This is a genomic window from Aliikangiella marina (genome assembly GCF_007004765.1).
In the GTDB taxonomy this organism is placed as follows: Bacteria; Pseudomonadota; Gammaproteobacteria; order Enterobacterales; family Kangiellaceae; genus Aliikangiella; species Aliikangiella marina.
The window spans coordinates 469428-494536 of record NZ_VIKR01000001.1; the positions used below are offsets into that span (position 1 = coordinate 469428).

Consider the following 25109-nt stretch of genomic DNA (forward strand, 5'->3'; position numbering starts at 1 on the left):
CGAACAAATTTATAATATCCGAGAAAACTCCGGCCTTAGCCGGAGTTTTTTTATGGGAAATATTTGAGCAAGCTGCTGTAAATAAATGCTTAAGGAAATAACAAGGCAACGACTTTTCGGTACTCGTGTACTAAGACTTGAAATGTGTGGCAGGCATTTCGTGTACTCATTGATTCAACCGCATAGCCCCTATCATTGAGGGCTTTTACTTTTTCGACGGGAAGAAGCTGGTGTTTGGCACCGCTACCGATGATTAATATTTCAGTGTCCTCTGCAACCAGATTTAGCAGCACTTCGGCCGACAGTTGATTGAATTCGATGTCATTTTCGAAGCGACTGATTGTCTCTGATGTAAGCACGATAGGGGAGCGATAATCTTCGCTTTGCATGGATATAACGCCGGGCGAATAGCCTTTTATGGTGACCTTATTGTGACTAACTTCTTTTTGAATGAGCATATACTTGAAGTAACTGGGACTTGATGTAAGCTAGTATACCGCTTAATGATAGCGATCAGTAATAGCCACAATCAATCAGGTAGAATGAAAAGAATCATAAAATGGTTGCTGCTTGGTTAAGCGAACAAATCTATTAATAACCGGCAAACGCCAAAACCCAAGTGGTTTAATCTCTCACAATGAGTGAGTCAATAAATAAAGGGCCAAAAAGGAAAACTATCATGACCGACATCTATCCAGTAAAGCCAGCGGTGGCGGAAAAAGCGCATATTACCGAGCCGCAATATTTTGAGATGTACAAGCGATCTGTTGAGGACAACGAAGCATTTTGGGCTGAGCAAGGAAAGCGTATTGACTGGATAAAACCTTACAGCAAAATTAAAGACGTCTCCTTTCAAAAAGATGACCTCCATATCCGTTGGTATTATGACGGTACCTTAAATGTTTGCGCGAACTGCGTCGATAGGCATCTCCCAGAAAAAGCGAATGATACAGCGATCATTTGGGAAGGTGATGATCCCAATGTTTCTCAGCATATTTCCTACCAAGCATTGTTCGACAATGTCTGCCGATTTGCCAATGTTTTAAAAGCCCGCGGTATTCAAAAAGGAGACCGAGTCACGCTCTATATGCCGATGATTCCTGAAGCCGCTTATGCAATGCTCGCGTGCGCAAGAATCGGCGCAATTCACTCGGTGGTATTCGGCGGATTTTCTGCTGAAGCGCTCGCGGGAAGAATCATTGACTGTAAAAGTAAATTAGTGATTACGGCTGACTTTAGCAATCGTGGTGGTAAGCAAATTCCTTTAAAGCAAAATGTCGATGCCGCTTCAGCGATAAAAGGGGTAAGCGACTACCTTGAGTCAGTGTTGGTGATTAAAAACTCCGATACTTCGGTCGCTTGGAATGATGCTCAAGACTACTGGTACCATGAAATACTGGAAACCGTTGACACAGACTGTCCAGCTGTAGAAATGGACGCTGAAGATCCCTTATTTATCCTTTATACCTCAGGCTCAACGGGCAAACCGAAAGGCGTTTTGCACACCAGTGGTGGCTATATCGTTTATGCATCAATGACTCATCAATATGTGTTCGATTATCATCCTGGGGATATTTATTGGTGTACCGCAGATGTCGGCTGGGTGACAGGACATAGTTATATTGTTTATGGGCCGCTTGCTAACGGTGCGACTACCTTAATGTTCGAGGGGGTTCCGAATTACCCTGACCACAGCCGCTTTTGGCAGATCTGTGATAAACACAAAGTACAAACTTGTTATACCGCACCGACAGCAATTAGAGCGCTCATGAGAGAGGGTGACGAGCCGGTTAAATCTACTTCGCGTGAAACATTGAGTTTGTTGGGCAGTGTCGGCGAGCCAATAAATCCTGAAGCATGGCATTGGTACTATGAGGTGGTAGGTGATAGTCATTGCCCCATTGTCGATACTTGGTGGCAAACCGAGACCGGTGGAATATTGATTTCACCATTACCGGGCGCAACGCCACTGAAGCCCGGCTCTGCAACGAGACCGTTATTTGGGATTCAACTTGCCCTGGTTGACAGCGACGGAAATGAATTGCAAGGAGAAGCTGACGGCAATCTGATTATCAAAGATAGCTGGCCTGGGCAAATGAGAACCGTCTATGGCGATCATCAGCGATTTATTGACACTTACTTCAGCGCGTTTGATGGAGTATATACCACCGGCGATGGTGCACGGCGCGATAAAGATGATTACTATTGGATCACTGGTCGTGTTGATGATGTGTTAAATATTTCGGGTCATCGCATGGGAACTGCTGAGGTTGAGAGTGCCTTGGTTGCCCATCACGATGTTGCTGAAGCCGCTGTCGTTGGCTACCCTCACGATATAAAAGGGCAAGGTATTTATGTTTTTGTAACCCTAAATGTCGGTGTTGAAGCGTCGGATGCGCTAGAAAAGGAGTTAGTTCAGTGGGTGAGAAAGGAAATTGGTCCAATCGCGTCGCCTGACTTAATTCAATGGGCGCCGGGTCTACCTAAAACACGTTCAGGGAAAATAATGCGACGAATCTTGCGCAAAATCGCTGAAAATGACTTTGAAAACCTCGGTGACACTTCGACCTTAGCTGAGCCTGCGGTGGTTGATGATTTGATTGCCAACCGTAAGAATCGTTAATCCATCAATGTGGTTGGATTAAATTCGCTGACAAAAATGCCAAATATAGGGATTAGATCAGGTTTTGCGCACAAAACGGCGGTATTTTGGTCAAAGATATTGGCGTTTTATCCGATAACCTTTATGATCGGCGCAGTTTTTAAGCTCTCCTTAGTGAATTATCGCGAAAGTAGAGAGCGGTTGAGTAGACTAGAGTAATTCGATGGTAACTTTATTTGCAGTAGTATTTGTCGCATACATGGTATCGATAATTTACATCTATAAATTTCGCGGCAATGAGCGATATGCGAGTTTTGGAGAATATATCCGAAAAGGTTGGCCCATTTTTGCGCCTTTTAACTGTTTTTTGTATACCCAGACTCGTTCAGAGGGCAGAAAGCCCATCTTGAAAGGCGATTTTTATGATGACTTAAAAGTCATTCGTGATAATTGGGAAACGATTCGCGATGAGGCTAAAGCGCTGAGCGACGATAAAGTTTTCGAAACTGCCCATGACCCTGATGCTGCTGCTCACTATGACATTGGTTTCAGAACTTTTTACAAAAGAGGTTGGAGCAAGTTCTATATTAGTTGGTACGGATATACTCATGACTCAGCGAAAAGGTTATGTCCCAAAACGGTAGAAATTCTTAAGGATCTGAAAACAATTAATGGGGCAATGTTTTCGTTGCTACCGCCAGGTGGCGAGTTAACTCGACACTTGGATCCTTTTGCTTGCTCTTATCGTTATCACCTTGGGTTAAGCACGCCGAATTCTGATGACTGCTTTATCGAAGTCGATCAAAACAAGCAAAGTTGGCGCGATGGAGAAGCGTTTATGTTTGATGAAACGTTTATCCACTTTGCTGAGAATAACTCTGATCAAGATCGCTTAATTTTAATGTGTGATGTTGAACGCCCAATGGGAATACTCGGCCGGCTATTTAATGGACTTTACAAGTTTTCTATGCGTTGGATGGTCGTTCCTAATACCGAAGAAGATAGACAAGGTGGCGGCAATCGGATTTTTATTAAGCTCAATAACTTTTTTGCCTATTCAAAAGCGCTTAAAAAGAAGAATCGAAAGTTATATAAAGTCGTTAAATTTGTTTTTAATAGTCTCTTGGTTGCGGCTTTAATCGGATTGATTTACCTGCCTTACTATCTGATTACCACGGCATTTGCATAACCAGAAAGTTTGCTGTTTGCTTGAGAGATAGCGTTTCTTTGTCTATCTCTCAGCACTTCGCGCTTACTAATGATTCCTGACAGAGATTTATCAGTCTTTACAATACTTGAGATTCAAGTCGGCGAGCTTAGCGGACTCTTTTGATAGTCCGAGATCAGCCAATAAAGCAAATAGCAGTTCGGCGGTGGCGAGGGCATCTTCTAAGGCGTTGTGCGCCGTATAATTTGGTAATCCATACTCCTTACGTAGATTGAATAAACGTAGCGAGCCGGCGGTAATTAATTCGTTTCTCCGAGTCTTTATTTTATGCGCAATTTCTAAGGTGTCTAGAAAGTGCAAGGGAAGTGGGGAACCAATAATCCTTTTTGCCAATTGTTGAATAAATGATCGTTCAATTTTTTGATAATGGGCGAGGATCACCGCCCCATAGGTTTTTTCTAAAAAAAGTTCGAGAGCCCGTTTTGCTGGAACACCAGTATTGACTTGGTCATCGGTTAGTCCATGAATTGTCACATTATCGCTCTGTAAAGATTGATCGGGTTTCACGACAATATGAAAACAGTCGGCCAATTTAATCTTGAAGTCGACGATGGGACAAAATCCCATACTAATTATTTTGTCATGTTTACTATCGAGGCCAGTCGTTTCAAAGTCCACTGCAACGATTTTAGTTGATACTAAGTTTTGCGTACGACCGATTTTTGACGCTGCTAAATAGCTTTCGACGACTCGCGGATCGAGCAAGCATTTCTCTCGATCAAAGTTGAATCTTTGCGAGGATAAACCAAACCAGTTGTGATGGTTAAACCAACTCATTATTAGTTGAGCCGTCCAGTTTGATAGCGAGTGCTCATCGCACTTTGGTAAGTCCGCACCGTTTCAAAAGTATCTTTGAGATGGCGTTTTTCTAGCGACGATAGCGTTTCCGGTGCCAGGTAATTATCTGCATCGATACCTTGGCTAATTTGCTTCGCTTGATGTTGCACTCTGATATTACTTAAAAAGACAAAAGCATCTTTTAGATCGTGTAGCCCGGGTTGACTCAGTGCGCCTGATTCGCATGCTGCCTCCAGTCGATCGATAGTATTAATGGGATAGCATCCACAAGCGAGTGCGTATACTCTCGCCAGATCCGTAATGGGGACTACGCCGCGCTTTTTCATGTTGAGTGCTTTTTTCTCGCTACCATGGTCTTCTAAAACAAACGAACGAAAAAGGCCAAGCGGTGGCGTATGATGTAATGCATTGGCAGCCATATAATTGAGGAACATAGGTTGAGTTTTAACCAGCTTATTAACGTACTCTTGAAGTTGGGTCAACAATGATTGTGTTCCATGAATCGAGCGGAGATCAAAAAATATGCTGGCGTACATTAGTGCTTTTGGTTCGGGCTTTAAAATCCAACTGTCGAAATAGGTTTTCCAAACATCCAGCGGCTGTCGCCACTTCGGATTAATCGCCATAACGTCACCCGGGCAATATACATAACCGCAAGCATTGAGACCATCACAAACGAATTGACAGAGTGACTGAAAGTAATCGTCATGCAAGTCGGCATCATAATCGTCAGCAAGTAACAGCATATTGTCTTGGTCACTTTTAGCGGTTTGGTCATTACGCGCAAGAGATCCTGCGATCACCCAAGCGTACTCAACCGGTGGCTCACCAAGTTGTTCTTCGGCCATTTTTAACAGTTGCCGATTAATCGCACGTCCGATCGAACTGATCGTATAACTTATATCACTCGCATCCAATCCTTGTTCAACCATTTGAGTGAGTGTCACTGGTATTTGATCGGAAGCTTTAACTAGTCCTTCAATCGTATTGGTATTAAAAATTTTATTGATTAAATAAATCGGATTATTACTTTGCCGATGGATTAGATCGGTCGCGGTTAAAACACCGATATATTTTTTATTCGACAAAACTGGTAAGTGTCGAACATTAAAGCGAGCCATTTTCATTAACGCTTCCGATGCGGTGGAATCAGCGTTTATGGTTAAAAGGCCTTCGCTCATAATTAAGCCGACTGGACTTTCATGTGAAAGTCCCTCGGCAACCACTTTGGTACAAAAGGCTCGATCAGTGACAATACCTTTGACATCATCATTGTTAGTAATGAGTAATGAAGTACAACCCGTTTGTCGCATAATTTGTGCGCATTTACCAACAGTGGTTTTATGATCGATGTATTGAATATTGTCCTGTAATAATGACTTAACTGGTGTGTAGTTAAGCTGGCTGCCTTTGGCATTCAGTTGGAAATTATCGGTGGTATTTTTGATTGTCGAACGATCGAAATAATATTTAAAGTAAGGTTCGGTTTCAAACAACTCAAAAAATATGCTGGCCGGAATTAAATAGAGTAAAGTATCCTCTAGTGCCTTAACTTGTCGCTTTACTTCCCCCTTGCGCTGCAACGATGCTTGCCCGAAAAAATCCGTTTCTGAAAATTGCGCGACAATTTGACCATTTTGTTCTTGTCGCTCAACCGCACCCGAGCGAATTAAATACAGATATTCATTGGTATCACCTGGATTTAATATGCTTGTACCTCGTTTAGCATACTGGATCTCAATAGTACTAATGAGCGCTTTTCGCTGTTGCTCAGAAAGTTTAGCGATTGGCTCACACTGTGATACATACTGAAATATTTCGAGAGTTTCAATTTCCATATTAAGTTATCAATCATATTAAATTATCAAGCGTACTAGTTGGCTTCGAATAAAAACGGTTGATAAGGTTTATTAACAAGGTTCAGGCAGCAATATCAGTTACCCGAATGATTTTGCTTATCAGTTTACTTGGATAAAGCGACTTCGCCCAGCAACATCGCCTGTTAAAATGATCTTAATCAAAAGAAAAAAAGGCTGGGTTACGCCAGCCTCAAAGAGAAGCCTTGGGACCTATTGCTTCTCAAATCTTGCGCTGAGTACTCATTTTAAAATCCGTATTTGGCGCTAAAGATATAACGTGTCATATCGCCATCTTGGCCACTTTCTAGTTCTCTCGTCGCATCGAGAATGCCAAATCCCAGGGTTAACTTTGCAACTGGACTGTATAGAAAGTTAATCTGATAACTGTTGACTGACTCAGTAACGCCAGTACCTGTAAGGGCAGTGTCATTATCAATGGTCATTCCTGAAATAATGATATTAGTTCGCCATTGTGAATTCCAATGATGTCGAAATGCGACTGCATACAGACTTGAGTCGATCGCATTTAAATTGCCGTTTACGTCTAGTACTGCGCCGTTTGCCGTATTAAGGCCCGCATAGCGGCCCATACCAGAACCGGTTGCCAAATTGAGTCGAATATCATTTTTGTCGCCGACTTTAAATTTACCTGTGATACTCAAGCCATTAGATGATTCGGTATCATCAATACTGCCATTTTCATAAGCAAGCGTGCGTATTAATGCTGCTGCACTGAGATGACCCCAATCGGCTTTATGAGTGTATTTAAGGACAAAATCGGGTGTCCCAGAGTCGTCAGTGACAATTCTAGAGCCTCCGCCAAACGGAGTGACGGTTGATTCAGAGTTTTCGAGTGCAACTTGCCAAGGTCCATTGGTATAGCGAACCATTGGCTGTCTCTCGAAAATAATCCCATCGGGCGAAGCTAAGAAGTCAACTGACTCGGGTAGCGCGCCAACGTCTTGGAATGTCGACCAGGTCTGACCGAATAACCAGTTGTTGTATTTAAAAAACGCATGCCTTACGCGTGGATTATAGGAGTTGCTGACGCGCTCGTTCCCACCAGGAGATAGCAAGAAATCCATTTCTATAAATGACATTAACTTATCGCCATTTGCCAGTTCGTGATTTGATTTGAAGTTAATTCGAGTCTCTTTGGCAGAAAAATCAAAATGATTACCTTCACTCGCACCGCCAACGGGGATAAGCCCCGGAATATAAAAATCTCGGCCGACGTTTCCAGAGGCTAGGTCACCATCACTATAATCACTGATAGAAGCTGTCGCCTTGATGAAACCGCCAAAAGCGTATGTATGCTTTTCTGAAGCTTTTGTTTGTTTAGTCTTGTTTTCCTTTGAAGCTTCTGACTTCAGGGCGCTGAGCGCTTTCTCCATCGCAGAAATCCGCGCTTCGAGTGATTCTTGCGCAGAGATAGACAAAGGTGAAACTACAATGAGTCCGCTAATTGCAGCGGTAACAACCTGTTTTTTGAATGAATCGAGATTGATTTTACTTTTTTTTTGAATTGACATTTTCCCTCACTCGCCAAGATGTGTTTGACTGTAATTTGTGACAATACAAGTGTGCACTCTGCGTCTGAATTCTTGCTATTAGCCATTAGTCTAATAATTCAGCAAAAGGTCTTAGACTAAAGTCTAAGGTGCTACTTCTAGTCAAACATTTAGGAGTTTTTTAGACTTACATCATCATCTCTAGCTAGGTTAGTTTTAAACGGCCACCGAAGGTAAAGTTATGTCGAAAGTTTATTCCGTTCCAAAGTCTATCGCTGAATCAGCGCTCTTAAATGAGTCCCAATATTCGAAAATGTATCAACAGTCGATTGATAACAACGAGTCTTTCTGGGCTGAGCAAGCAGCAAGGATTGACTGGATAAAACCGTTCAAAACTATTAAGGATGTTAGTTATCAGAAAGATGATTTACATATCCGATGGTATGAAGATGGCACCTTGAATGTTAGCGAAAACTGTATCGATCGCCATTTAGCTACGCGAGCCGATCAAGTCGCGATTATTTGGGAGGGTGATGACCCAAGTGTATCGAAAAGTATTACTTATCGAGAACTGCACGTTGAAGTCTGTAAATTTGCCAATGTTTTAAAATCGCTGGGGGTTGAAAAAGGCGATCGTGTAACGCTTTACATGCCAATGATTCCCGAAGCGGCTTTCGCGATGTTAGCGTGTGCGAGAATTGGCGCAGTACATTCAGTTGTATTTGGTGGATTTAGTGCTGATGCATTGGCCGGAAGAATTATTGACTGCGAAAGTAAGCTGGTCATCACTGCGGATTACAGTCGTCGTGGAGGAAAGCAAATACCACTCAAAAATAATGTCGACGCGGCCGCAGAAAAAGAAGGCGTAAAAGAATACTTACAATCGGTTTTAGTGATTAAAAACACTGGAGATGATGTTGTTTGGAATGAGTCGCTCGATTATTGGTATCACGAATGCATTGCTCAAGTCGAGGATGATTGTCCCGCGACAGAAATGGGCGCGGAGGATCCACTATTTATCTTATATACCTCTGGCTCTACCGGAAAACCGAAAGGCGTACTACATACCAGTGGAGGATATTTAGTTTATGCATCGCTCACCCATCAGTATGTATTTGATTATCATGACGGCGATATTTATTGGTGTACGGCGGATGTTGGTTGGATAACAGGGCACAGTTATATTGTATATGGGCCACTGGCGAATGGTGCAACCACGCTGATGTTTGAAGGGGTACCTAACTACCCTGATAGCAGTCGATTTTGGCAAATATGTGATAAACATCAGGTCAATATCTGCTATACAGCCCCAACGGCTATTCGGGCCCTGATGAGAGAAGGAGACAGTTATGTCAATTCAACTTCTCGTCAATCTTTGAGGCTGTTAGGCAGTGTTGGCGAACCGATCAACCCAGAGGCATGGCAATGGTATTATGATGTGGTGGGTGAACAGCGCTGCCCGATAGTCGATACATGGTGGCAAACAGAAACCGGTGGTATTTTAATTTCTCCGTTGCCCGGTGCGACACCATTAAAGCCTGGCTCAGCAAGTCGTCCACTCTTTGGAATTAAACCTGCATTAGTCGACGGCGATGGCATGGAACTACCAGGAGCAACCGAAGGCAACCTCGTGATAAGCGACAGCTGGCCCGGACAAATGCGTACGGTTTATGGCGATCATCAGCGGTTTATTGATACTTATTTTAGTACTTTCGAAGGCCGTTATTTTACAGGTGATGGTGCTCGTCGTGATGAGGATGGTTATTATTGGATAACGGGCCGGGTAGACGATGTATTAAATATTTCAGGGCATCGAATGGGCACCGCAGAAATTGAGAGTGCACTTGTCGCACATCAAGAGGTTGCTGAAGCCGCTGTGGTAGGCTACCCTCATGATATCAAAGGTCAGGGGATATATACTTTTGTCACACTCAATGCCGGTGTAGAAGGTTCGCAGGCTTTAGAAAAAGAGCTCGTCCAGTGGATTAGGAAAGAAATTGGTCCTGTTGCATCACCAGACTTTATTCAGTTTGCTCCAGGGCTGCCCAAGACTCGCTCAGGAAAAATAATGCGTCGGATTTTACGCAAAATTGCCGAAGACGACTTTGCAAATTTAGGTGATATTTCTACATTAGCTGAGCCTGCGGTTGTCGATGATTTAATCGAGAATAGAAAAAATAAAAACGAATGAAAAATGAGATTTCGGTTAACAAAATAATTATAGCGGACGACCATCCTCTATTTCGAAATGCACTCGTCCAAGCGCTTAAATCTGAGATTGAAAGTGCGGCGTTTTTTGAAGCTGCAAGCATCACTGAACTTGAGCAAGTCCTCGCCGATCATAGTGATGTCGATCTGTTATTGATGGACCTTCACATGCCTGGGGCAAATGGATTTGTCGGGCTATCGCATGTTGTTCAGCGCTACTCTCAACTACCGGTCGTAATGATTTCCGCCAACGAGGACATCGCGATTGCTGCCAAAGCTCGCCAATATGGAGCATTGGGATTTGTCCCTAAATCCGCATCGATACCTCATATGATCCAAGCCATTGAATCCGTGTTGATGGGCGATGAAAGTTTCCCTGATAACGCAGCGAATATTGAACTCAGTGAAGATCAGGAACTCGATGAGCTAGTCAAGAAAGTCGCTGAGCTGACCCCAAAGCAATTAGAGGTGTTTAACTTACTCTCTGATGGTTTACTTAACAAGCAGGTTGCCTACGAACAAAATGTTACCGAAGCGACCGTTAAAGCGCATGTTACCGCAATCATGCGTAAGCTAGGCGTTACCAATCGAACCCAAGTCATACTAATTGCCAACAAAATTAAAGTCGACGAGAATTTTGGTTCTCCCGCTTCTTGATGTTGATCAATCAATTCTCCGATTATTCTATTGCTTCACCCCGCCAAGTTTTATAATGAAAAGGCTATAACTTAGGAGGGCACATGGCAGAAAGTAAACAGTCTCCCATTATCGAAAATACCGCTAATGAATTTCACCCTGACGAAATTGCCGTTGAGAGCGAGCTACATGGCGGTGAATTACGTCATCACCTCGCAAAAATGCGACATGATAAAGAAGCAATCGCAAAAATTATGCAATCGAATGACTACCCATACAAGTCAAAGATGAGCCGCAAAATCTATGAAAAGCATAAACAAGAACTCCAGGTTGAATTATTAAAAGTTCAAAAATGGGTAAAAGATACTGGACAACGCGTCGTTATTCTTTTCGAAGGACGTGATGCGGCGGGCAAGGGGGGGACAATTAAACGTTTTATGGAGCATTTAAACCCTCGTGGTGCGCGCGTTGTTGCTCTCGAAAAACCCACCGAAGAAGAAAAAGGGCAGTGGTACTTTCAGCGTTATGTTAAGCATCTACCAACGGCCGGCGAAATGGTACTGTTTGATAGAAGTTGGTATAACCGGGCAGGTGTTGAGCGAGTAATGAATTTTTGCTCGCCAAACGAGTACCTTGAGTTTATGCGCCAGGTTCCACAGTTTGAACGAATGTTAACACGCAGCGGTATAATGATTTTCAAATATTGGTTTTCTGTGAGCCAAGGTGAACAAAAGTTACGTTTTGAGAAGCGTCATCATTCACCGTTAAAGCAGTGGAAGTTAAGCCCAATTGATGTTGAGTCGCTGGATAAATGGGATGATTACACTGAGGCCAAAGAGGCAATGTTTTTCTATACCAACACTGCAGACTCACCCTGGACTGTGGTTAAATCCGATGATAAGAAACGGGCAAGAATTAACTGCATGAAACATTTTTTATGGAGTTTAGATTATCCCGATAAAAACAAAAAAGTTATTCGAGTTCCCGATCCATTAATTGTTGGTAAAGCAGCGAGCATTATCGAAAACGATGAGCATATTCTCGCTAAATGTTTGCATCCTGATCATTAATTATTCAATGGCGCGAGTAGTAAGTGCAAAGTAATCGGTACTAAGTATCAAGACCTAAGTATCAAGACCTAAGTATCAAGACCTACTGGGCTAACGGGCTAACGGGCTAACGGGCTAACGGGCTAAAGGCCAAGAATTCGGCACGGTTGCTTGAGTTAGCCCACCATTTCTTAACTTTACTCATCATGAATCAATCGATAGTGCTTAGAGCTTACACCTGAGACTTTTGATTTGTGTGTGTCTAATTTTTTGAATGAATCAGCCAAGATTTTTGAGATTGTTTTAAAACCCGCTTTGTGGCGCGAGAAAGCAAGGTGGAGTGGGGAGCAGGACAAACTTTTTTCTGAAAAAACCACGTTCTTGACAGCACCAAATTGCTCTAAGTGCCAGCTCATCGTCAATTGATTGCCGATAGCCATGTCAATTCTCTTTGATAGGAGTAACCGAGTTAGTTGTCTGTCTTCAGATACTTTAATGGTTTTAACCTTACCGCTGTTGATCAAATCGTCAAAATATTTTCCGTAACTGTAGGCATCTGTTATACCGATCACATCGTCTTCGCGGATCTCATAGGAAGTAGCGTTTGCTTTGAGCCCTCTAGACTTCAATGTCACTAAATGATTGCACTCTTTGGCAAGTTCCAGATCTTTAAAATACATGTAGGCCTTCCGGTCTTGTGTTTGAATGACCGGAAACATGGCATCAACCTCACCTTTCTGCATCATCATTATCGCGCGTTTAAAAGGTACAGAGACCCAGTTTACCTCAAGGCCAGCGTCTTCCGCAGCGGTCCTAATTTTATCAACGATGAAGCCTTTTGGCGCTTGTTCTTTGGTCCCTAAAGTTGATTTTGGATAGTAATAGTAGGGTGGGTAGCCTATTAAATCGCCACCATCCACAATAGTAATAACCTTAGCATTTTGAGAATTGACATCGCTTGAGCTCGCGCTTGTGCTCAGGATAAGAAAAAACAGACAGGTCACTATTCGTATTGCAGTATTCATTGGTCTTACACTTAATTTGGCTGTTAGACAATAGATAGATATATTGATGTTTACGATGGTAAATCCCGATTGGATTGTGCTCGGAGATGAGACTATAGATTCAAGCTATCGTAGCGTTGAATTCAGCGCCCAACTTGCATGAAAAGGGATTCTAGGAGTCCACGGTTCATCCCCAGATTAATATCTTCCGCTTTGATACTCATTTCGATTTCTTCGTTAGAGTTAGTCAAATCGACTTTTTTGGGTGATGTGTGAGTTCGCTGACTGAGGCTATAAAAAATGATAATCGTCGGTTTCAGCGGATTCGACTCGTTATATCGATAGACCATGCCAATCTTGCCAGACTTTAACTTAACCAATGAACCAACCGGATAAACCCCGATACATTTAATAAATTGTTGTACCAATTCATTGTCGTACAAGTGAGGCGCGTCGAGCATGGTGCGGAAGGCTTGTATTGATTCTTTCGCGCCGGCATATCGTCGGCTCGTGGTCATCGCATCGTAAGTGTCGATAATAGCAGCCATTCTTCCCCAAGTTGAAATGTCATCTTCAGCGAGTCCATTTGGATATCCGGAACCATCCAAGCGCTCGTGATGACTACTGACAACATCAAGAGAGACCGGACTGACGCCTTCGATGTTTTCGACTATCTTGGTGCTATATTCCACGTGTTTCCGGACCAATTGTATTTCTTTATCGGTTAACTTTTCCTCCTTATTGAGAACGGTTTTAGGAATTAGCGTTTTACCAATATCAAGAAGAAATGCGCCGATTGCCATTTCTTGAATGAGTCTTTCATCGTACTCTAAATAACTGGCAAATGTGGTCATTAGAATGCAGGTGTTGATTGCATGCTCAAACAAATAAGAATCGCGATCTTTCATGCGCGTCATAAACATGAGTGCATCTTGGTTGCGAAAAATCGAGCCCATGATCTCATTAGTGGTGTCTTCAACAGCCTCCAACTCGATAGCTTCCTCATTAATCGCGGAGTCGAATATTTTTTCTTGGAGTACTTTGGCCTCACTAAATAATGATTCGGCGTTATCGAGTTCTTTGGCCAGAGAAGTTGGTTTAGTGTCTGCTTTTTTAGGGATTTTTGAAGTCGCAGTTTGAGGCGCGTCATTGTTGACTTGTTTTGATTCAACTTCTTTTTCAGCCTCTGTAGGGCTTTCGGTATCATTTTTCTCTTGCAAGTCAAAATCAACGTAAACGTAAGCAACCTTTTGTGCTTTCATTTTATCGATAAGTTCTTGTCGACTTACTCGACCGCCAGCTTTTAGTTTAACGCCAGTCTTTTGACTCTCGATTTCTGTGACAAACATGCCTATTTGTAGCTCTTCTAGCGGCAATTTCCGAATGTCTGGCATTGATTACCCAAGTTTTTTACCTAAGATGTAGTAATTATAGTTAATAAGCTAACGCTTATTCGAAAATTTTCCGTCCTTGTGGAACCGCCAAAGATTGTCAGATCCACACTTTACCTTCCTTGTTTTTAATAAGAAATAAATGTTTCTTTTGCCGTATCACAAATGGCGACTGCAGCTGGGTGTTTGACTTTTCGTTCTAAGGTAATTGCGTAATAACGTTGCTTTACATCGAGTAAGCTGCCGATGATTTCGACATTAAAGTTATGACAAACCTCTTCTTTTATAACATCGGGCATAAAAAATACCCCTAAGCCGGCTTGACCAAAGGCTTTTAAAATAGCGTTGTCATCGAATTGTGCCTTGATATTGGGGTAAATGTTGTTGTCTTCACACCATCGATCAAATTTGTGTCGAATCGCGTATTGTTTTGTCGGCAGCAACACTGGCGCTGAATCTAATGATTGCGGGAAGTTGTCTCTGAATTGTGCTGCAATAGAGGGATCGGCGAAAAATGTAATATGGCTTTCACCTAAAAAGTGATTATAAGCTTTGATGCCAAGATCAGAATTAACAGGGGTATCGCTGAGTACCATATCGACTTCATGAATGGCCAGCTCAGCTAAGTTGGTCTCCACAGGCCCGGAGCGGCAAATTAAAGAGAAGTCTTCAGATATTTGCAGTGACGGAGCCAACATTTTGTAAATAATTGTTTTCGGTAAGGTGCTCGCGACGCTAACAATAAACTCCACGCTTCCAAAATTAGGCGAGCCTCTGAGCATCTCACTGAGTTCTTTTCCGAGAGAAAAAATCTCATCAGCGTAGGTTTTCACCAATTTACCAGTATCGGTGATTTCGATCCCTCGCCCTGATTTCCGAAATAGCTCTGTACCTACTCGCTCCTGGAGTGCAGAGAGCTGGCCACTGATGGTTTGGGGAGTGATGTGGAGTTTTTCACTGGCTTTTGCAATGCTGCCTTCGTTGGCCACTGTCCAAAAGTAGTGAAGGTGTTTGTAATTTAAGTCATTGGCCATCGGCTGAATTCCCTTCTGTATAAGTCTCTATATTTCGAAAAAATCGAAGATTAAATAATTATTAATCGAATATATCTTTGTTTTTCTGTTGGATAAACTCGATTTCAAGCTAAATGTTAGGCAAATGCTAAACCAGGACTGAAAAGGAGGTAATTATGCTTGTAGATAGCCAAATAAAAGAGTCGTTTGCGAGACAAACTCCCTTAAGCGTGTCGCTAGTAAAGCACGATTGCTGCAACGACGATGCAAAAGTGCGTCAATTTTCAAGCGATAAAGCATCAACGGCGACTACATCGTTGGTGTGCCCCAAGAATTGGCAAGGTCGATTGATTCCCCGCGAGTTTGTTGATTTAACCCTAGCATTTCATGCTGCTGAAGCAAGGCGTGAAAAACGCCAGGAGGACTTATGTTAGTCGAAGTATACAGCCGAAAACTGAACGACTCTCAGGCGCTTAAAACCTACGTTCATCGCCGCTTGGGCTTTGCTCTTGATAGATTCACTAACCGAATCACGAGAGTTCATGTGCGCCTGGCGGATATCAATGGGCCTAGAGGCGGCAAAGACAAGAGCTGTTTAATGCAAGTATTTTTTGACCAGATGCCTCACATTTTAATCGAGAGTCTTGATGAGAGTATTTTCAGTGCCATTGATAACGCAGCGGAAAGGGCAAGAAGAGCGATAACGAGTCGTTTTGGTAAACAGCAGCGAATTCAAAGATTGGCGGTTCTTAACCAGAGAGAACAGCTTGAAACGATTTACAGTGAATCAGAGGTAGTGCAACAGAACAGCGAAGCCTCGAAAGAAAGAGTACATGCGTATTGAGCGGTTAACGTCAATCAAAGCCCGAACATCAACTTTGGCGCAAGCGATCAAATTAGGAGCTTAGTTATGAGTATTAAAAATTTGTTTAATCAGTTTGTTGGCAGTCAAATGTCTGAATCAAGTAAACAAAGTATTCAGCAAGGTATAAGCCGTTTTATCGGCGGTCAAGCGTCAGGTCAGAACCCGCCAAAAGTGAAGAGCAATACCACTGGATTGGTTGGCGGTTTGACTGGTGGAATAGCCGGTGGCGTAGCCGCAGGTGGCATTATGTCGCTGTTAATAGCCAATAAATCGGCGAGAAAATTTGCCGGAACTGCAGCAACTTACGGCGGCGCAGCTGTACTCGGCGGCGTTGCTTACAAAATGTACAAAAATTGGCAATACGGAAATACTGCGGTCGGTAATCAAGCTAGCAGTGATTTAAGCGAAGCGCCTGTAGAAGATGCGATGACAGAAGATTATCAGTTAACCCTGATCAAAGCGATGATAGCAGCCGCTAAAGCCGATGGGCATATTGATGAAGAGGAACAAAAAAAGATTTTTGACGCAGTTAATCAAATGGAGCTGTCTCCAGAGGAGAAGGGGATGCTGTTTGACATGATTAGTTTGCCGATTTCGGTTAATGAAATTGCAAGCGGAGTAACCAGTCAAGCCCAGCGAGCCGAGGTTTATTTCGCTTCTTGTATGGTGGTTAACCCTGATTTACCCGCGGAGAGAGTGTATCTAAATAGTCTAGCTTTAGCGCTTAAGCTCCCGCCAGAGTTTGCGGCGCAACTAGAAAAGAATGCACATAGCGACATAATTGACGCGGCATAGCATGTGCAAAAGTACCCAATAAAATACCCAGTATACGCAATGACCTTATTATTGTTATTAATGATCATTTCGATGATTGTTCAACTCGTTTCTACTCGGCCATTAGAGTGACCATTAGCCCACTATTTGTGGGCATTTTTTTGTCTTTGAGCTTTATTGGCTTCAGCATTTAGTTAACTCAAGGTTATATTTCCCAACTCTCAGTATCAGCATATGATACTTTGTCTTAATCAGTACCAATTCAATCCAATCCTCTCGATAGTATCCGTAGACTTTACTTTTAACATCTTGAGGAGATTATTATGTCCATCTTAAAACGTCTTTCAGTCACTTTGTTTTCAAGGCTCGATAACGTCGTCTCAGATATTGAGAATCATGACGCCATTATTGAGGCAGCAATTGAAGAGCAGGCGAAAAAAATTGCCAATGCAAAAGTTCAACTGCTGCATTTAAACCGGCGTAAATCTTCTGTATTGCAGCAGTTAAAGAATGCGAATGAAGAGCGGGAGCGTTGGCAACAACGCGCACTCAACGAAGCAAAAGTTAATGAGAGTAAAGCGTTGGAGTGTATTCGCCGTCGTAAAAATGCTGAACAGCAGATTGAAAAACTCAAACAAAGTGAATCTGAATATGTTACTGCCGCTGAAAAACTCAGTCGCGATATTCAGCATAGCGAAGAAGAGCTAACAGACATAAAACAAAAACGGCAGCTGTTAAAAGCACGCGAGTCGAGCGCCAAAGTGAGAAGCGAATTTACGCCTAACGCTAACGCTAATTTGAAACAAGCGGAAAAAGCTTTTGACCGCTGGGAAGCGAACTTAATGGAGAGTCCTCTTGAAATTGAAGAAGCCTTATTGGTTGATGATTTCGAACAAGCTTATCAAGCCGAAGAAAAGGAAAATGAATTAAAAGAAGAATTGGCGCAATTAATTCGTAGTGACCAAGAAAGGGTGAAAAAGGAGAATGCAAATGAGTAACTCAAGTAACTTCTTTAGTGAATTGACTGACTACCAAACCAATCAAAGTGAGCAGCGACTTTATGCAAATTCACAAGACGTTGCCTCAGATAGTCAGAACTGGTTGCGGTTTTTGCCGATGATACTCCGTGGCGTAGGCGCTACTGCGATCATTGTCTCTTTGTATACTTTTTTAATGCGCGGCTGGGATTCCAGTGGTGACACAACGCGCTACTTTTTCTTATTAGGGCACACGCTGGCTTTGGCGTCTATAGGGCTGCTGAGTGCTAAGTTGATTAAAGAAACTAAAGGCGCAAGACTGTTGCTGATTCTCGCCTTATTTTCGGTGCCGATAAATTTTGCTGTTTTAGGTGGCTTTGTGTTTTCTGGTGTTGGGGCGCTCATTAAAACTGATATCCCTGCTTATGTCACATGGTCAGTTGATTCTCTGCAAGTCGCCCTGACGATTACGGCGCTATCATCTTTGCTTATGATTGGTGTTGCGTTATTAGGATACAAAGTATTAACTCGGCGTTTATACCGACAATCCGCGCTATTTTTTATTATGAGTAATAGTATGCTACTAGTACCGTTTAGAATGCCTGAACTCATTTCTGGTTTGTCTTTATTGATGACAGTGAGCTTGTTTATTTTCCACCGAGTCGTCCTGACTCGTGATTTGACTGCTAAAACTATTGAAGGAAAAATTGCTTTTAGCTTGCAGTTTTTACCGATAATTATTCTGTTTGGAAGAAGTTTTTGGTTGTATAGTTTTGATCTTATTTTGTTGTCGTCAGCAACATTGGTTGGCTTTTTACTGATTCGCCAGCTTTTGCAATTTATCGATGAAGGCGCCTTTATTCGTAAAATATTTGAGTTGACATCTTTGCTGCTAACTTTCATTTGCGGTATTAGTCTTGGCGCCGAAGCGATAATATCATTCCGCTTGAATGATGCTTTAATCATTCCGCTTGTTACACTGTTAATGGCTGGATTAACCTATGAAATTTCAACTCGCGGCGCGCAAAGGACGGCAATTTATCGAGTGTTAGCGGTTGCAATTCTAGTACTTGGGATGTTCTTAAACGTATTAATCGACTTTAGCCTACTAGCTGCCGTTCTATGTCTTGTCTGTGGTGCGATCATGATGGTTTTGAGCTTTGTCAGCCAGCAAAAGTCAATATTTATTGGCTCAACGATTCTGATCGTTGCAGGACTTTACTTTATGATGACTCGGCTCATGTCAGTATTCGAATTTAACTATTGGTTCGGATTGGCTGCAATCGGGGTTACCGCAATTGTTGGCGGTTCATATTTAGAGGCACGAGCAGATGATATTAAAAATCGATTCAAACGGCTTAAAATGCAATTTTCTGAATGGCAAGTCTAATGAGCTGAGATCAAACGTTTCGAATTAATATCATCGTTTTGCAGCGGCTATCGTTGGTTAACCGCTGCAAATTTAATTCAAGGATAGTTCAAACAGGGCGGGTGCAAATAGAGTATTTCTGCCGCTACTGTTTTCAGTTTTAATTGTGTGGCAACTTCGACGGCAATCGTCTCAACCGCTGGTAACTCTCTTGCGGAGAATCCTGTAATCGTTTCATAGAAAATATAGGCGGTAAGCAACGTACCATTCATATTGGCGTGATTACCATCAGAGTGAAGTCTTATCTCTGGGTAGCGCTCGCGACTTAAATCCCATGCAAGGCTGATAGGTGCGACGCAAGCAGAGACTCGGTACGCGATGTCGACGTGAAGATTATGAACTCTCAGTCCTTCTTCACCATTTCCCTCACGCGGATGCTCCGGAAATAGTATAGGCGTTGCAGCATGCTCGGTGATGATATTAATCCATTCTTCAGTTATATCAGTTGGATAGGTATAGAGCCCGGTAGTTGAGTACTTTTGGCCTTGTAGTACGATGTGTGTCCAGCCTCTGTCTTTTATCTGCTTGTAAGTTCTCCCGCTGGTGGACCTTTCATCCAAAAACATCGCGGAAATATCCAGATAAGCATACGCCGTGCTGTGCTCTCCTCGTGTTTGGCTGCCCAGTTCGATAAGCGACGCGACCAATAAAGGTAGGCGATTTTGTGCAGTGTGACTATTACCGATAAAGAGTAATTCCCAATCGGCCTTAGCTGCGGTACTCGGTGAGACATATTGTGGAAATGGTGAAGTGTCCTCCTCGCTACTACTGCTTAGGGCCTGAGAATCATTTGAGTTGTCGGAATCGGTGTTTTGATTGCATGATACCAAGAATAAAAGTATCAGGATTGATCCCATTTGAGAAATTGTCTTCAGCATTTAACACTCCGAACGACTAATGAATGAAAGATTTAAGGATTAAACGAGTAAGTTACAAAAGTCTATTCAAGAGTGCTCGATTAAGCGATACCGAGGGTGTGATGGAAACATGATGCTATAGTGATTAATGAGTGATGATAGGCCAATATCATTCGCGACGGTCATTTGTTAGTCTCATTTGCGATTATTATTCACTCGATTCATTACCAAGAAAAACTTGCTCAATTTGATAATCCAAGCGAGAAAACGATTGAGGCTTATCTAAAATTCGTCAGTCGATTAAAATTAACCAAGGGCTAGGTTAATAACAGGTGAGTAAAATGTCTAACAAATTATCTTTTTTGTATTTTCTCAGTACGCCGTTCGCCGTCAAGCTTGTCGGTCTGATACTGATTTTCTTTTCATTAATGATTGAGGGGCTTGGTGCTGCAGAGTTAAACGAGTATCGAGTTACAATGGATGATGAGCATCAATTGGTCATGTATAGCCGCATCCCTGACAATCCACGAGAGGTGATTTTACTGATTCATGGTCGAACTTGGAGTGCACTGCCAGATTTTGATTTAATGGCGGGAAATGAAAATCTGTCGATGATGCAAGCGCTGGCAAAACAAGGGTTTGCCGTTTATGCCGTCGACCTTCGCGGCTATGGAAAGACTCCAAGAGATGAGAGTGGCTGGAACACTCCAAATAGAGCCGCGAAAGATGTCGCCATACTCCTTGATGACATAAACCAGCGACACCCAGAATTAGCTGGGACTAATGTGTTTGGCTGGTCATATGGTTCAATGGTTGCCATGCTAACTGCACAGCGGTATCCCGACAAAGTAAAGACCCTCATTCTTTATGGCTTTCCGATAGATACCACTGAAAAACGGGATAACGGCCCAAACCATTTAGTTCCGCCGAGAAAAAAGACAACAGCTCAAGCAGCTGCCGAAGATTTTATTCTACCTGGCACGATTTCAAAAGCTGCAATAGATGCTTATGTGAGCGCGAGTTTAGCCGCTGACCCCATAAGAATGGATTGGAACCAGTTGGCTCAATGGAATCAGTTAGATGGCGCTAAAGTCACTGTGCCGACATTATTATTGCAAGCCGAAGCTGATCCCTATGTTAATTGGGATGCTGACGCTGTGCTTTTTAAACGCCTTGCGAATCAAAATAAACAGTGGGTGGTGCTAGCAAATGCAGATCATGCGGCGTTATTGGAAACTGCAAGATTTAGGCTTTACGATGCCGTTATAAATTTTGTAGAGTGGACGTCAAAGTAAAAAAGACTAGTTTAAAATCTCTTTGGGAGATTTTGGTTGCGCTGTTCAACATCAAAAATATCAACAATCTGAATGATTATAAATTGGCATCATGAACAAAAGGAAAACAAGGTCATGAGCATAACAAAGTTTACTTGTGTCTGCCTACTGATGGTTAGTTTCGGCCTCCAAGCCAAAGATATCAGAGTAGCCATTATCAAAGACGGGCCCACGCAAAAAGAATTCCTCTCTGAGTCGGTCGTTCAACAGGAAATTGTCGATTTACTCGGAAGCGAGTTTAGTGTCAGTTTTGTTGATTCAAATAAAACAACGGCGAATTGGACATTAGCGGGAATTAATCGAGTTATTGATGAAAACTACAGGGATCCAAATGTCGATATTTTAGTGACTATTGGCGTTGTTTCATCAAATGAGGTTGCAACACGAAAGCGCTTTCCAAAACCGACGATTGCAGCTGTGACAATCGACCCGGTTGCACAGAGTTTTCCAATTGAAGGGAATCGGAGTGGTAAAAACAATTTTACCTATATCGCTGATGTTAAAGAGCCGGGGATAGAAGTCACCTTTTTTAGGGACTTTGTGGGACAATCAAAATTTGCTGTTTTAATTGAGCCCCTGTTAGCGGAAAGCTGGCCAGAATTTTCGGTGCTATTAGAAACCGCGGCGAAAAATTACAACGTAGAATTTATACAAGTGCCTGTCAAAGGCTCTCCCGGACAAGTCGTTGACGCAATACCTGCCGATGCAGAAGCGGTATTGGTAGGGCCGTTAGCACAGTATTCCCGTAGCCAAGTAAGAACCCTAGCGAATCGGCTAATCGACAGAAAGCTTCCCAGTTATACCTTTGCAGGAGAAATTGCAGTTGAAGATGGCTTAATGGTCACAACAAGTCAAATGAGTCAGGCGCAGGGACAAATGTCTCGTCGTGTCGCGATCAATATTCAACGCATTCTGTTAGGTACCAACGCGAGCGAACTGACCGTTAATATGCAATTCAATAGTCGTGTAATTTACAATCAAGCGACGGGCTTGGCCATCGGATTTGCACCACGGTGGGATGACGTGATAGATGCAAAAATTATCAATGAAGAAGAGTTTGTTAACCGCAGAGCTTTTACTGTTCAAGAGGCTGTCAAATTTTCTCTGCAAAACAACTTAAATTTACAAGTCGCTTCCTTTGATGTTGAGCTGGCTAAAAAAGATGTTGATATTGCGCGTAGCAATCTTTATCCGAGTATGTCATTGAGCGCGGCATATAACCAAATTAATGAAGAGCAGGTCATCCCAGGTGCTAATCCGGAAAAAAGAAGCGATGCACAGTTAAACTTTTCTCAACTGATCTACGCAGACTCGGCATGGGCGAATTTTGAAATCAATGAAGCATTAAAAAATAATCAACTATCGCTATACCAGTCGCAAGTTTTGGATACTGCGCAACAAGCGGCGACAGCCTATTTAAATTTGTTGCGAGCCAAGGCAGATGAAGAAATAAGGCGAGCCAACCTCGAAGTGACCCGTAAAAATTTGGACCTAGCAGAAAATAGACTGAGAGTAGGTTCCTCTGGAAAGTCAGATATTTTACGTTGGAAAAGTCAGCAAGCTATCGATAGAAAAAACCTGTTTGCTTCGGAAGCCAATCGAAGGAATGCTGAACTTGAATTAGCCAGGGTGATGAATCTTGAAAAAGATGTATTAGTCGATGCGCGCCAACCCGAAGTCAGTGATTTGTTGAGTATTTTATCTGACGAGAGATTTGAAAAATTTGTTGGTAATCAAATTCATTGGCAGGCTTTTCAAGAGTTTTATAAGCTTGAAGCATTAAAAAACTCACCGGAGTTAAAAAGTTTTGAAAGTTTACTCGAAGTGAACCAGCGAGAGTTATTAACTAACCAAAGGGGAAATTATATTCCTGATGTTAATTTTGTTGCACAAGCGGGACGCAATATCGATCAAAGTGGTTTGGGTGCTGTTTCAGATGTCGAAAAAAATACTTGGTCCGTTGGTGTGCAAGCCAGTTTAAGTTTTGATTTAAGTGGACAGCGTCGCAATACAATCAGTCGTAAGCAAATTGAGACTAAACAAATTCAGCTGCGGCAAAAAGCGACTGCCCAACAAATACTGACCAATACCGGTCAAGCTCTTTTTAATGTTGGTAGCTCGTATCCGAGTATTGAGTTGAGTCATGCTTCGGCCGAAGCTGCAATGGAATCATTAACGCTGGTACGCAGCGCATATGCCAATGGTAAAGTATCAATCAGCGACCTTCTTGATGCGCAAAATAATGCGCTCAGTGCAAGACTCCTTGCCGCGGACGCAGAATATGCCTTTTTACAGGACTACATTCGTCTAATGAGAGCCGCCGGTGACTTTAAACCACTATTAGACGGTCAATATAGTAATGAGTGGTTTGACCGACTGATTCAATTTTTCCGAACTCGAGGTATTGCAACATCGTCGTTCCAACCAACACAATCCAATAATAATATTCAATAGGAGCTTTCAATGAAAATCGTAAAAACTATCTTAACTGTTGGTTTTTTAAGTCTGCTCCTAAGTGCTTGTGAGCAAGAAAAACCAATTGTTGAGAAAACTTATCGACCTGTTCAGTATACTAAGGTGATGCCCTCGGGAGGGCAGAACAAACAAACATTTTCAGGCGTTACCGAAGCTGGACTTGATGCGCAGTTGAGTTTTAGAGTGAGTGGAACTATCGCAAAAAGACTGGTTAAACTCGGTGAAGAAGTCTCCGCAGGACAAGTGCTTAGCGAATTAGACGCCACCGATTATCGCGTTGGCTTACAACAAGCCCAAGCAAGTCTTCAACAAGCGCTTGCCAATCAAAGAAATCAAAAAGCCAACTATGAACGAGTAATTGATCTGTATGAGAATAGTAATGCCTCAAAGAGCGATCTTGATGCTGCGAGAGCCGGAGCGGAATCTGCTGAGGCCTCGGTCGACGTATCTCGTAAACAAGTTGAGTCAGCAGAACTTCAACTCGCTTACACGCAAATCAAAGCACCACAAGCTTGTTCTATCGCCGCAGTATTGGCCGACACCAATGAAACAGTTGCTGCAGGCCAGGGGGTTTTACGCATCAATTGTGGTCGGTGTATTAAAGTAAGAGTGTCTATTCCTGAGCAGTTCATACAATTGATAAAGACAGGTTCCAATGTGCAAGTCAGTGCTAGTGCCAGGCCTGATAAAGTTTACTCTGGCATTGTCAGTGAAGTTGGTGTCGCTGCTGCTTCCGCTGGCACTTTTCCTGTAGAAGTTATTTTGCAAGGTGACTGTGCCGAATTGAGAACCGGTATGTCAGCGAACGTGCAGTTCGATTTTTCAGATCAGCTGGCAGGCCAAGGAAAAATATTCGTTCCTTATTTATCCGTAGGGGAGGATGAGAAGGGGCACTTTGTTTTTGTTCTAGTACCAACAAACGACGACATATACCGAGCAGAAAAAAGGCATATAGTCATCGGAGCACCGGCGCAAAACGGTTTGCAAATTGCTTCAGGATTGACCCAAGGAGAATTGATAGCAACAGCAGGTGTCAGACGACTCCTTGAGGGCATGGAAGTCAAGCTTTTAGACAAACCCATCCTGAAAAATAACTAAG

General features: G+C 42.7%; 21 protein-coding genes. 13 read left to right on the top strand and 8 right to left on the bottom strand.

Annotated elements, in window-relative coordinates; genetic code table 11:
• Positions 1 to 89: 89 nt before the first annotated feature.
• Positions 90 to 458 carry an Mth938-like domain-containing protein gene (locus tag FLL45_RS02160; RefSeq protein WP_142888142.1) on the bottom strand — a complete coding sequence of 123 codons (369 nt, stop codon included), beginning with the start codon at positions 456 to 458 and terminating at the stop codon, positions 90 to 92.
• Positions 459 to 679: 221 nt separating this feature from the next.
• Here FLL45_RS02160 and acs (FLL45_RS02165) point away from each other — a divergent pair, with 221 nt between their 5' ends.
• A complete protein-coding gene (gene acs, locus FLL45_RS02165; RefSeq protein WP_142888143.1) occupies positions 680 to 2623 on the top strand; it encodes an acetate--CoA ligase in 1944 nt (647 codons plus the stop codon).
• Positions 2624 to 2825: 202 nt separating this feature from the next.
• Complete coding sequence (locus FLL45_RS02170; protein WP_142888144.1) at positions 2826 to 3791, top strand: aspartyl/asparaginyl beta-hydroxylase domain-containing protein; 966 nt, start codon at positions 2826 to 2828, stop codon at positions 3789 to 3791.
• Positions 3792 to 3881: 90 nt separating this feature from the next.
• On the opposite strand, the gene FLL45_RS02175 is transcribed toward FLL45_RS02170, so the two are convergent.
• The 3 genes from FLL45_RS02175 to FLL45_RS02185 form a co-directional block, all read right to left on the bottom strand.
• On the bottom strand, positions 3882 to 4607 hold the full coding sequence (locus FLL45_RS02175) for an exonuclease domain-containing protein (RefSeq protein WP_142888145.1): 726 nt from the start codon (positions 4605 to 4607) through the stop codon (positions 3882 to 3884).
• 2 nt (positions 4608 to 4609) lie between these two features.
• Positions 4610 to 6466, bottom strand: a complete 1857-nt coding sequence (locus FLL45_RS02180; protein ID WP_142888146.1) for a putative nucleotidyltransferase substrate binding domain-containing protein — start codon at positions 6464 to 6466, stop codon at positions 4610 to 4612.
• 266 nt (positions 6467 to 6732) lie between these two features.
• Entirely contained in the window at positions 6733 to 8019 is a 1287-nt protein-coding gene (locus FLL45_RS02185; RefSeq protein ID WP_210247092.1) for a DcaP family trimeric outer membrane transporter, read from the bottom strand.
• A gap of 220 nt (positions 8020 to 8239) precedes the next feature.
• Here FLL45_RS02185 and acs (FLL45_RS02190) point away from each other — a divergent pair, with 220 nt between their 5' ends.
• The 3 genes from acs (FLL45_RS02190) (at position 8240) to ppk2 (ending at position 11912) form a co-directional block, all read left to right on the top strand.
• Complete coding sequence (acs, locus tag FLL45_RS02190; RefSeq protein ID WP_142888147.1) at positions 8240 to 10189, top strand: acetate--CoA ligase; 1950 nt, start codon at positions 8240 to 8242, stop codon at positions 10187 to 10189.
• Positions 10186 to 10863 (top strand): response regulator transcription factor, encoded by a 678-nt coding sequence (locus FLL45_RS02195; protein WP_142888148.1) that lies wholly within the window; start codon positions 10186 to 10188, stop codon positions 10861 to 10863. The genes acs (FLL45_RS02190) and FLL45_RS02195 overlap by 4 nt, the downstream gene beginning before the upstream one ends.
• 83 nt (positions 10864 to 10946) lie before the next feature.
• Positions 10947 to 11912, top strand: a complete 966-nt coding sequence (ppk2, locus tag FLL45_RS02200; protein ID WP_142888149.1) for a polyphosphate kinase 2 — start codon at positions 10947 to 10949, stop codon at positions 11910 to 11912.
• A gap of 176 nt (positions 11913 to 12088) precedes the next feature.
• On the opposite strand, the gene FLL45_RS02205 is transcribed toward ppk2, so the two are convergent.
• From FLL45_RS02205 to nhaR, 3 genes are all read right to left on the bottom strand, one after another.
• The gene (locus FLL45_RS02205) at positions 12089 to 12916 is read right to left on the bottom strand and encodes a substrate-binding periplasmic protein (protein ID WP_142888150.1); all 828 of its coding nucleotides are present in this window, start codon (positions 12914 to 12916) and stop codon (positions 12089 to 12091) included.
• Between the two features lie 122 nt (positions 12917 to 13038).
• Positions 13039 to 14289 carry a cyclic di-GMP phosphodiesterase gene (locus FLL45_RS02210; RefSeq protein WP_142888151.1) on the bottom strand — a complete coding sequence of 417 codons (1251 nt, stop codon included), beginning with the start codon at positions 14287 to 14289 and terminating at the stop codon, positions 13039 to 13041.
• A gap of 125 nt (positions 14290 to 14414) precedes the next feature.
• Positions 14415 to 15320 carry a transcriptional activator NhaR gene (gene nhaR, locus FLL45_RS02215; protein ID WP_142888152.1) on the bottom strand — a complete coding sequence of 302 codons (906 nt, stop codon included), beginning with the start codon at positions 15318 to 15320 and terminating at the stop codon, positions 14415 to 14417.
• A 155-nt stretch (positions 15321 to 15475) separates the two neighbouring features.
• On the opposite strand from nhaR, the gene FLL45_RS02220 reads away from it, so the two are divergent.
• From FLL45_RS02220 to FLL45_RS02240, 5 genes are all read left to right on the top strand, one after another.
• Positions 15476 to 15733 carry a hypothetical protein gene (locus FLL45_RS02220; protein WP_142888153.1) on the top strand — a complete coding sequence of 86 codons (258 nt, stop codon included), beginning with the start codon at positions 15476 to 15478 and terminating at the stop codon, positions 15731 to 15733.
• Positions 15727 to 16143: an HPF/RaiA family ribosome-associated protein gene (locus FLL45_RS02225; protein ID WP_142888154.1), complete on the top strand. Its 417-nt coding sequence runs from the start codon at positions 15727 to 15729 to the stop codon at positions 16141 to 16143. Before FLL45_RS02220 ends, FLL45_RS02225 begins: the two co-directional genes overlap by 7 nt.
• Positions 16144 to 16209: 66 nt before the next feature.
• Positions 16210 to 16959, top strand: a complete 750-nt coding sequence (locus FLL45_RS02230) for a tellurite resistance TerB family protein (protein WP_142888155.1) — start codon at positions 16210 to 16212, stop codon at positions 16957 to 16959.
• A gap of 302 nt (positions 16960 to 17261) precedes the next feature.
• Positions 17262 to 17936, top strand: a complete 675-nt coding sequence (locus FLL45_RS02235; protein ID WP_142888156.1) for a PspA/IM30 family protein — start codon at positions 17262 to 17264, stop codon at positions 17934 to 17936.
• Positions 17929 to 19305, top strand: coding sequence for a hypothetical protein (locus FLL45_RS02240; protein WP_142888157.1), 1377 nt, complete (start codon positions 17929 to 17931; stop codon positions 19303 to 19305). The genes FLL45_RS02235 and FLL45_RS02240 overlap by 8 nt, the downstream gene beginning before the upstream one ends.
• A gap of 77 nt (positions 19306 to 19382) precedes the next feature.
• On the opposite strand, the gene FLL45_RS02245 is transcribed toward FLL45_RS02240, so the two are convergent.
• Complete coding sequence (locus FLL45_RS02245; RefSeq protein WP_142888158.1) at positions 19383 to 20222, bottom strand: hypothetical protein; 840 nt, start codon at positions 20220 to 20222, stop codon at positions 19383 to 19385.
• Between the two features lie 320 nt (positions 20223 to 20542).
• Here FLL45_RS02245 and FLL45_RS02250 point away from each other — a divergent pair, with 320 nt between their 5' ends.
• From FLL45_RS02250 to FLL45_RS02260, 3 genes are all read left to right on the top strand, one after another.
• Positions 20543 to 21496, top strand: coding sequence for an alpha/beta hydrolase (locus tag FLL45_RS02250; RefSeq protein ID WP_142888159.1), 954 nt, complete (start codon positions 20543 to 20545; stop codon positions 21494 to 21496).
• Between the two features lie 114 nt (positions 21497 to 21610).
• Complete coding sequence (locus tag FLL45_RS02255) at positions 21611 to 23989, top strand: TolC family protein (RefSeq protein ID WP_185964290.1); 2379 nt, start codon at positions 21611 to 21613, stop codon at positions 23987 to 23989.
• A 9-nt stretch (positions 23990 to 23998) separates the two neighbouring features.
• Positions 23999 to 25108 (top strand): efflux RND transporter periplasmic adaptor subunit, encoded by a 1110-nt coding sequence (locus FLL45_RS02260; RefSeq protein WP_142888161.1) that lies wholly within the window; start codon positions 23999 to 24001, stop codon positions 25106 to 25108.
• Position 25109: the final 1 nt, after the last annotated feature.